This window comes from Deltaproteobacteria bacterium, from assembly GCA_020845895.1.
Taxonomy (GTDB): domain Bacteria; phylum Lernaellota; class Lernaellaia; order JACKCT01; family JACKCT01; genus JADLEX01.
Window position 1 is genome coordinate 1 of sequence record JADLEX010000052.1, and the last position, 9,746, is coordinate 9,746.

Consider the following 9,746-nt stretch of genomic DNA (forward strand, 5'->3'; position numbering starts at 1 on the left):
TCGGCGACGGTCAGATCTCCGTAGAGCGCGAACTGCTGCGGCATGTAGCCGACGTGCTCGCGCACCGACTCGGCGTCGCGCGCCACGTCGAACCCCGCCACGTTCGCCGTGCCCGCATCGGCGTTGAGCACACCCACGAGCAGGCGCAGCGCCGTGGTTTTGCCCGCGCCGTCGGGACCGATCAGGCCGAAAATCTCTCCGGGCTCGACGCGCAGGTCGATGCCGCGCAGCGCGCGCGTTTCGCCGAAGTTTTTGGCGAGGCCCCGGGCGTCGAGAACGCTCATCGCGACGTCCTCAATCCCACAGGGCCACGTCGACGGGCATGCCGATTTTCAACTCGCCCTCGGGATTTTCGAGCGAGACTTTCACGGCATACACGAGACGCACGCGCTCTTCCCTGGTCTGCACGTTTTTCGGCGTGAACTCGGCCTGTCCCGCGATGGCGACGACGGTTCCGGGATACGATTTGCCCGCGTACGAATCGCTCGTGACCTTCGCCGTCTGGCCGATTTTCACATGGCCGAGCCGGTCCTCGGGGATGTAAACGCGCACCCATGGTTTGGCGAGATCGGCGATCGAATACAGCGACGCGCCGGGCGTGGCGATCTCGCCGAGTTCGATGTCGCGGCGCAGAACGGTGCCGGTGATGGGCGCGGAAATCGTCGCCTTGCCGATCAGCGTCTTGACGTATTCCGCGGTGGCTTCGGCCTGACGGATCTGCCCGCTTGCGGCCTGACGCTGGGCGAGCAGCACCTTTTGCTGCGTGTCCACGGTGTCGAACTGCTGCTCGCTGATGCTGCCCGCGCCGAAAAGATTCTGACTGCGCGAGACGTTGGCGTCGGCGTTGCGGATGCCCGCGTCCACCGCGCGATACTGGCCGGTTGCCGCGATCTTCGCGCCCTCGGCCTGACGAAGCTGAGCTTCGAGGGTCGACGAATCGAGCCGCGCGATCACGCGCCCGGCCTCGACCGTGTCGCCCTCGTTTGCGCCGAGTTCCAGCACGCGCCCTGCGACCTCGGCGGCGACGGTGACCTCGACCGCCTCGACCGTGCCCGAGAGCGGTTCCGGCTTGCCGTTTTTGCCCTTGCGCAACTCGTACGACCCGTAGGCGATGACGGCGAGAATGACGATGAGGGGAATGAATCGCTTTTTCATGACGGCCTCCGCTCAGGGAATCAGCCGGCCCGCGGCGGCCAGCAATCGGGTTTTGGCAATCTGATGATCGTAGAGCGCCTGAATGTGCCGGGTGCGCGCGCCGGTGAGCGCGAGCTGCGCGTCCAGCACCTCGAGGTTCGTCATCGCGCCCTGGCGATAGGCGTTTTCGGCCATCGCGTAGGTCTCTTGGGCGCGATGCACGTTTTCGGCGGTCTCGGCGACGCGCGGCCCGGTCTCGGTGAGGTCGAGCAGCGAGCGCCGGATCGCGAGATCGATTTTTTCGCGCGCGGCGTTCGCTTCCAGATTCATGCGCCGCGCGTCGGACAGTGACTGCCGCCTCGCGCCCAGCGCCTGCAGGCCGTCGAAGACGGGGATCTCAAGGCCGACGCCCAGCGACCACCAGTCCTTCCAGTCGTTCTCGAAGTACCAGGGCTTTTGATACGTATAGCTGCCCGTGGCGAAGATTTTGGGCAGCGCCATCGCGGTGGATGCCCACGCCTTGCGCTCGTTCGCCTCGGCCCCGGCCGCGAGCGCGGCGAGTTCGTGCCGCTCGCGCATCGCCTCGTCGCGGGCCTCGACATAGCCGAGCGCGGGCACGTCGGGGGTGAGTGCGCCGACGGCGTCGATCGGCGCGTCGAGGTCGAGCCCGATCAGGGATTTCAGACCGGTCTTCGCGATCAGAACCTGATTCTCGGCTTTCTTCACCTCGGGACGCAGATTCGCGACCTCGACCTCGCTGCGCAGAACCTCGAATCGGCTCGCCGCGCCGTGCGTCGCACGGGTTTGAACATCGGTCAGATGCGCCTCGGCGACACGCAGGGATTCGCGCTGCGCCGCAAGGACATCCTGAGCGAAAATCACGGCCCAGAACGCCTCGGCCACCTGCCGCGCGATGTCCTCCTCGCGGGCGCTCACCGTCTCGATCGCGGCACGCTCGCCCGCCTTCGCGGCGCGGATGCCCGCGAGCGCCCCACCCGACGTGAACAGCACCTGCGTGGCCTTGGCCTGGGCCTGATAGTTGTCTTCGTCGCCCATCTTCGTCTCGACCTTTTCAAACGTGACCGTGGGCAGACCGAGGGGAGTCGTCGGCATTTCGACGTTCGGCTTCTTCGACTCGATCACCGGCACTTCGGAAAGCCGCTGGTAACCCGCCCCGAGCGTGACGTGCGGCAACACCGACGCACGTGCCTGCGTGACGGCTTCATGCGCGGCGACGGGCTGTTCGCGCGCGGCGGCGAGGTCCTTGTTTTGGGCGAGAGCGTGGTCGATCGCCTGTTGCAGCGTGAACGACTCGGCCATCGCGGGCGACGCCATGAACACCACGAGGACGATCGCGACGGCCCGCCGGGGAACGTGCGTCATGACTTCACCTCCGGGGGATCGGGCCGAACTTCGATGCCGAAGCGGACCACGGTGAAGAGCGTCGAGATCAACGACTCGAACGAGATTTCATTTTCGTAGAGGATTTTCGGATCGGCGACGCGCGTGATGACGAGGAAAAGGATGCGCGACCAGACCCGCGCGTCGATGTCCGTGCGGAACACGCCGGCCGCCTGTCCTTCGGAAAAAATCCGCAGCATGTTGGGGATGATGTACGCCTTGCGAAACTCGTCGATCTCGTTCCACAGGTCGGGGATGAGCGCCTGCATGTCGGCGACGAAGATCGTGGAGATGCGCTTGGCGACGACGTTCAACACCGTGTCCATCATGCCGTGCAGCCGCGCGTGAGGCGGGTCGTCCGACGCGAGCACGCCGACCACACGTGGGACGATCTCGCGGAAGTTGTCGGCCACGATGGCGTGGACGAGGTCGGACTTGTCGCGGAAGTGTTTGTAGAAGGTCTTCTTCGAGATGCGCAGTTGGTGGCACAGGTCCTCGACGGGGACCCGGGCGAATCCGTCGGCGAGAAACCGTGCCTTGGCCCCGGCGATGATTCGATCGCGGACCTTGTCGGGCGACGCCGCCATGTAGGGGGCGAGTCGTTCGATGATCTGTGGGGTATCGATCACGGTTCCTCCTAGAGAAACGATTTACGTATCAACCGTTTCCATCGTGCCACAGCTTTTCCCGGGCGTCAATCGAAAAATGCACATCGTGAGAATCGTCACGAATTTCCAATGCGAATGCGTCGTTTCGCGGTGCTTTATCCGCCGGGCTAAACCGGCTAATGTCGCGCGCCGCAAAGGCTTTTTGGGCGAGGGGATCGATGGCGAAACGGATATTTTGGCGTGCGATGGCGATCGCGATCGTGGTTTCGGCCTCGACGTTGGCGTGCGGGAAGGCATGGGTCGGGCTCGGGTTTCCCCTACCCGGCGAGGCCGACAGCCTCAGTGTGCCGGGCATTTCGGACGACGTCTCGATCGACTTCGACCACCTCTACATCCCGCACGTGCAGGCCGCGACCGACGCCGACGCCTACTTCGGCATCGGCTACGCCATGGCGAGCCAGCGCCTGTTTCAGATGGATCTGCTGCGCCACCTCGCGCGCGGCGACGCGGCGCGCATCGCCAAACTGAAGGTGCGCGTCCGGCAGTTCGGCAAGGGCGAAAAGATCGATTTTCGGGAGGTCGGCGCGTTCATGAAGCTGCTCGACTTCGAGGGGATCGGCGATCGGCTGATCGAGGGCCTGTCGCCCGAGCGCCGCGCGCTGCTGCAAAGCTATGCGGACGGCGTGAATGCATTCGTGCGCGCGAACGAAAAAGAGCTGTCGATGCCCTACTCGCTGCCGCTCGGTCTGGGCCGCGACTTCGCGCCGTGGTCTCCCGGCGATTCGGGCGCGATCATGGCCATGATGGCCTTCACGCTCTCGAAAAACATCGACGAGGAAACGGCGGGGCTGTTCATGCTGCGCGAAGGCGTTTCCATCCCCAAGATGCTCACACTGCTCGCGCCCGACTACGACCTCGATCCCAAGGACTACGCGTACCTGGAACGCCTCGCGCCTAAACTGCGCGACCTCGAATTCATGCCCGGCTACGAGATGTTTCGCTTGTTCGTGCAGGGCGAGCTGCACGTGTCGCCCGACACGGCGGGCAGCAACAACTGGGTGGTCGCTCCGTCGAGGAGCCGCACGGGAAACGCCTTGCTCGCCAACGACCCGCACCTGGGCCGCATGATGCCGGGCTACTGGTGGCTCGGCCACGTCCGCTCGCCCGGCTACGACGTCGCGGGCGCGTTCATCCCCGGCGTACCCAACGTCATCATCGGCCACAACGGCCACGCGGCCTGGGGCATGACGATGGTGAAGGGCGACAACATGGACCTCGCCGTCGAGGAGATCGACCCCGTCGCGCTCACCTACCGCGTCGGCGACGAATGGCGTCCGCTCGGCGATACGAGCTTCGCGGTGTCGGGCAAGAAACGCAAATTCCCCAAGTCGTTCTACACGACCGACTTCGGTCCGATCATCACCACCGTGACGCCCACGACGCGCACCGCGATTTCGGTGCGCTGGGCGTCGTGGTTTTCCGACCAGTCCTTCGAGGCGTCGTTCGATCTCATGACCGCGCGCTCGGTGTACGAAGTCGAGGCGGCGGCAAAGCGCATCGGCCTCGTCACGCTCAACCTCGTCGCGGCGGATTCACGCGGCAACATCGGCTGGTTCGTCACGGGTGACTACCCGCGCCGCGTGGGATATTCGGGCTTCATGCCCAAGGATGGTACGGACCCCGGGCAACAGTGGGACGGCTTTGTCGGCTTCCACGAGCGCGCCGGCGCCGTCAATCCCGAGCGCGGCTTCATCGCCACCGCCAACCACCGGCCCGATTCGCCGTACGCCGACGCGATTTCGCACTCCTACGCGTCATCGCACCGCGTCGACCGCATCACCGAAATGCTGGATTCGAATCCGAAGCACGGCATCGACGATCTGCGCGCGCAGCAGGCCGACGTGAAGACGCGCCAGGCCGCGCTGATCCTGCCCATCGTCATCGCGGCGGGAAACGGCGACGCCGATCTCGCGAACTATGTGGATGAACTGCGTTCGTGGAATCATCAGCTCTCGGTCGGATCGCACGGCGGGCTGTACTATCAGGTCTTCGTCGCGAACTTCGTGCTCCATGCGATCCGCGATCTTTCGCCCGAGTCGCGCGAGGCGTTTTTGTCCTCCGTGCAATTCAACCAGCAGACCGTCGAGGCCATTCCCCGCGAACGCACCGGGCTCTGGTCGAACGCCGCCGAGCGGGCCGAGTTTATTCGCGCGGCGATGCGCGCGGCCAAGGCGGAACTTGAAGAGAAGTTTCCAAAGACCCTCGCCAAGGCCACATGGGGCGACCTGCACCAGCTCTATCTCAAACATCCGCTCTCGAAAGCGCCGTTCGTCGGCAAGAAGTACCGCATGGAAACGCTGCCGTATCCCGGCGACGCGCAGACGGTGAACGCCGGCGGCTACCGGCCCGGCATGACTTACGACACGCAGTACTACTCGGCGCTGCGTTTCCTCATCGACATGGGCGATCCCGGCGCGGCGCGCGTGTCGTTCCCCGGCGGGCAGTCGGAAAACGCGAATCATCCCGCGTATTCCAACATGTTCGACGCGTGGTACGAGGTGCAGGACTACCAACTTCTTTTCGACGCCGACGATCTCGCCGCGGCGACGATGGCCGCGCGCATCCGGCTCGAACCGGGGAATTGAGGAGGATGGATTAGGGCGGGCTGACTTTTCGCGGTGCGAAGCACCCGGTGAAAAACATCCCGCGAGACTATCCAAGGTCCCGCTTGGCTTCCTTGATCTCCGCATCGCGGAGCTTTTTCAAACTCTTCGCATCGATGTCGACGGTTCCGAGCATCGCGCGAAGCTGTTCGATTTTCTTGCGCCGGTCTTGCCCTTTCGACGCGTCACTGACGCTGGTCATTTTGGTTTTTGAGTCCGTGTTCTTCATGGATTGGCCCACCGTTGCCGTGAATGACAGGAATGCTCATTCCGACACGTAAATCGCCGACGACATCAGGCGCATCATCGCCCACGGTTGCCCGTTATCGCGCATCTGCACGCGGTACCACGCGCCGGCGGGGGCGTCGTCATCGAGCGTGTAGTGCACGTCGGCGTTATAGTCGTGATCGGCAAAGCGCGCGATCTCCTCGCCGTTGCGGATCACCTGCACCGGCCCCTTGGCGTGCTTGATGTCGATTTGCAGCGTGACGGTTCCGGGCGGCACCTCGTCGCCGAGCATGGCCTCGAAGATCCCATCGCCGTCGCCGTCGGCGCGGAAATCGAGTTCGGGACGGCCGTCGAAGGTCAGGAGATCAGCCTGCGTGATGTACGTGCGCCCGCGGCGGATGCCGTCGAGGATGCCGGGCACCGACAGCGACTGTGCGTACACCACCGTGGCCGGCGTGATGTGAAACGCAGGGCCGTAGTGGACGTCGCCGCCGCCGACCGCGCCGATGCGGTGGCCCTCGTTCAGCAGGTCCTCCCACAACGCGACCGACGGCTCGTTGGTCGATTCGTTGAACAGCCAGAAGATGTTCCAGATCTCGATGGTGTCGAGTTCCGCGAACAGATCGGGGGCGAGGGCGAAGAGCGCATCCCAATCGTCTTTGTCCCCGCCGTAGTGATTGAGCGACTGCACGCCACCCTGAAGCCGGGCCTGCCGCCACGACAGGCGGATGTCGTCCGGCGTGTTGGACGCCGCGTCCTGCAAGGTGCGGATGCCCCACATGTTGGCGTGACCACCGGCGCCACCCCACTCGATGCCGGGCAGGAGCAGCAGTCCGTCCTGATCCCACGCGGGATCGAACGGCGCTTCGAAGACGTCGTGATCGGTGATGGCGAGAAACTCGAGCCCGGCCTTGCGCGCCGCGCCGATCTGCCACGCGAGCCGCGCCACGCTGTCGTGGCTGTATTCGGTGTGGATGTGCAGATCGCCGATGTACCAGCCGGGCTCGGGGTTCCACACGCCGAGATCGAGGTCGAATCGCGGCAGGTCCGGGACCGAAGAGGGGTCCGCCGGGTCCGTGCCCGCCGCGTCTTCGTCCACGTCCTCCGCTCCGTCGCCGTCGCGGTCGGCGTCCTCGTCGTTGGGTGTGCCGTCGCCGTCCATGTCGGGGTCCGAGGCGTTGCCGATGCCGTCGCGGTCGCTGTCCAGACTGTCCGCGGGATTGTTCGGGCAGTGGTCCCAGCCGTTGGGCACGCCATCGCCGTCCGCGTCGGTCCCTTCGAGATCGACCTCGCCCGTCAGAAAGTACGCGCAGAAGTCATCGGCGTACGGGCCGGTGTCGTCGTCATCGAGCGTGTCGTCGTCCGAAACGTCGTCGTCGGTCGTGTCGTCATCGACGTCATCGTCGGCCACATCGTCGTCGGTCGTGTCGTCATCGGTCGCCGTGTCGTCATCCGTCGTATCGTCATCCGACGAAGCCGAGGAGTCGGAGTCATCGTCGTCACCGCCGCAACCGACCATCGCAAGCGACATGCCCGCGATGATGGCCGGCACCAGGAGGCGGTGGAGGGAACCGGAGATCTCGAACAACTGCGACAAACGATCACCCACGATCATGGCAACCGCCCATGCGAAGCGGGTCCGCGTCCGCGCGATTCGGAAGCGACGATTCCCGCGAGTTTCAACGATCGAATCGACCGTGAGGCACGGCGGCACGCCCTGTCAAGCCGCCGCGGCTCGCCGCCGAACCGACTTGACGCGTCGCGCCAACACGCTTAATTTTCGCGGCCTGTTCACGGACCGAATTGGGGTCGAACCGGGCCGGTGCCACGCGCCGCGCCGCGGCATTTGAACGGCGGCATCGGAGCCGCGAAATTTGAGGTGGGAAATGGCCGAAAACGGCACGTTCCGGGTGCTCGTCAGCGATTCGTTCAGCGAAACCGGCCTCGAGGTCTTCCGCCGCGCGCCGGGCATCGAAGTCGACTACAAACCCGGCCTCAAGCCCGAGGAACAAAAGGCGATCATTGGCCAGTATCACGGCCTCGCGGTGCGTTCGGCGACCAAGGTCAACGAGGATCTGCTGTCCGCCGCGACAAACCTGCGCGTGGTCGGCCGCGCCGGCACCGGCGTGGACAACGTGGACCTCGTCGGCGCGACGAAGCGCGGGATCTGCGTGATGAATACCCCCGGCGGCAACACGGTCACGACCGCCGAGCACGCCGTGTCGATGATGATGTCGCTCGCGCGCAAGATCCCCGCCGCGACCGCGTCCCTCAAGGGCGGCAAGTGGGAGAAGAACAAGTTCCAGGGCACCGAGATGTTCAACAAGGTGCTCGGCGTGATCGGCCTCGGCCAGATCGGCCGCGTGGTGGCGGATCGCGCGGTCGGCCTCAAGATGCGCGTCATCGCCTATGACCCCTTCGTGACCGCCGAACACGCGCGCGACCTGCATGTCGACAAGGTCGAGCTCGACGACCTGTTCGCCCGCGCCGACTTCATCACGATTCACGTGCCCAAATCGCGCGAGACGGAAAACCTCGTGCGCGCCGAGACGATCGCAAAGATGAAAAAGGGCGTGCGCATCATCAACTGCGCGCGCGGCGGCATCGTGAACGAAAAGGACTTGCACGACGCGCTCGTGTCGGGCCACGTGGCGGGCGCGGCGCTCGACGTCTTCGCCGCCGAGCCGTGCACCGACAGCCCGCTCTTCGGCCTCGACAACGTGGTGGTGACGCCGCACCTGGGCGCGAGCACCGACGAGGCGCAGGAAAACGTCGCCGTCGCCATCGCCGAGCAGATGATCGACTACCTCACGCGCGGCGTGGTGACAAACTCGGTCAACGTGCCGTCGGTGTCGCAGGAAGTGCTGAAGGAACTCGGACCCTACCTGACGCTCGCCGAAAAAATCGGCCGCCTGCACGGGCAGCTCACCGTCGGGCGCGTCACGCCCAAGGGCCTCGAGATCATCTACGGCGGCGAGCTCACGCGCTTTGCGGCCGAGCCGCTCAAGACGCTCAAGATCGCGATCCTCAAGGGCCTGCTCTCGTGCTGGCACGATACCGAGGTCAACTTCGTCAACGCCGAGCACGTGGCGAAGACGGTGCACGGCATCGAGCCGCGCGAGTCGCGCTCGCCCGCCGTCGAGGACTACCACCAGTACCTGACGGTGGTGCTGACGTACCCCACGGGCGAGAGCCGCAGCCTCACGGGCACGATCTTCGGCCTCAATGACATTCGCCTCGTGAAGTACGACCAGAAGGTGCTCAACATCGAGCTCGAAGGCCACATGCTCGTGATGCGCAACAACGACGTGCCGGGCGTGGTGGGCTGGGTCGGCACGGTGCTGGGCGATGCGAAGATCAACATCGGCAACATGCGCCTCGGACGCAGCGTCGCCGACCGCACCGCGCTCACCATCGTCACGACCGACGAGCCGGTGCCCGACGAGGTCATCGCCGCGCTCAAGAAGAATCCCGCGATCACCTCGGCCAAACGCGCGAGTTTGTAGGGCGGGGCTCTGTCGCCCGGGGCATTGAGCGGCAACGCGCATGGTCACGAGAAACCGGGGGGATTACGAATGGCACTAGTACTACTGTGTCATAAACTTGACTTCCTGTTTTGATCGCGTCATGCTGGGGGTATGGCTGATTCCAAGCGTGTCGCCGGCGGTCGTTGGGATGAGTATGTTGCGCGGTTGAGCGGCGTCATCGGACA

General features: G+C 65.0%; 9 protein-coding genes. 2 read left to right on the top strand and 7 right to left on the bottom strand.

Going from position 1 to position 9,746, the window contains the following annotated elements; genetic code table 11:
- The 5 genes from IT350_06565 to IT350_06585 all read right to left on the bottom strand — a co-directional run.
- Positions 1–284 (bottom strand): ATP-binding cassette domain-containing protein (locus IT350_06565; protein ID MCC6157699.1); only part of this gene is annotated, 284 nt, incomplete at its 3' end.
- 10 nt (positions 285–294) lie between these two features.
- On the bottom strand, positions 295–1,155 hold the full coding sequence (locus tag IT350_06570; protein ID MCC6157700.1) for an efflux RND transporter periplasmic adaptor subunit: 861 nt from the start codon (positions 1,153–1,155) through the stop codon (positions 295–297).
- 12 nt (positions 1,156–1,167) lie between these two features.
- Positions 1,168–2,517, bottom strand: coding sequence for a TolC family protein (locus IT350_06575; GenBank protein ID MCC6157701.1), 1,350 nt, complete (start codon positions 2,515–2,517; stop codon positions 1,168–1,170).
- On the bottom strand, positions 2,514–3,164 hold the full coding sequence (locus IT350_06580) for a TetR/AcrR family transcriptional regulator (GenBank protein ID MCC6157702.1): 651 nt from the start codon (positions 3,162–3,164) through the stop codon (positions 2,514–2,516). The genes IT350_06575 and IT350_06580 overlap by 4 nt, the downstream gene beginning before the upstream one ends.
- Before the next feature lie 28 nt (positions 3,165–3,192).
- A complete protein-coding gene (locus IT350_06585; protein MCC6157703.1) occupies positions 3,193–3,498 on the bottom strand; it encodes a hypothetical protein in 306 nt (101 codons plus the stop codon).
- Between IT350_06585 and IT350_06590 the strand changes: the two genes are divergently transcribed.
- Positions 3,488–5,788 carry a penicillin acylase family protein gene (locus IT350_06590; protein ID MCC6157704.1) on the top strand — a complete coding sequence of 767 codons (2,301 nt, stop codon included), beginning with the start codon at positions 3,488–3,490 and terminating at the stop codon, positions 5,786–5,788. The two genes, IT350_06585 and IT350_06590, sit on opposite strands and share 11 nt — an antisense overlap.
- Before the next feature lie 67 nt (positions 5,789–5,855).
- Here the strand turns inward: IT350_06590 and IT350_06595 are convergent, their stop codons facing one another.
- Both IT350_06595 and IT350_06600 read right to left on the bottom strand, forming a co-directional pair.
- Positions 5,856–6,035 carry a hypothetical protein gene (locus tag IT350_06595; protein ID MCC6157705.1) on the bottom strand — a complete coding sequence of 60 codons (180 nt, stop codon included), beginning with the start codon at positions 6,033–6,035 and terminating at the stop codon, positions 5,856–5,858.
- 36 nt (positions 6,036–6,071) lie between these two features.
- A complete protein-coding gene (locus tag IT350_06600) occupies positions 6,072–7,649 on the bottom strand; it encodes a CehA/McbA family metallohydrolase (protein ID MCC6157706.1) in 1,578 nt (525 codons plus the stop codon).
- A 271-nt stretch (positions 7,650–7,920) separates the two neighbouring features.
- On the opposite strand from IT350_06600, the gene IT350_06605 reads away from it, so the two are divergent.
- Complete coding sequence (locus IT350_06605; GenBank protein MCC6157707.1) at positions 7,921–9,540, top strand: phosphoglycerate dehydrogenase; 1,620 nt, start codon at positions 7,921–7,923, stop codon at positions 9,538–9,540.
- Positions 9,541–9,746 lie beyond the last annotated feature (206 nt).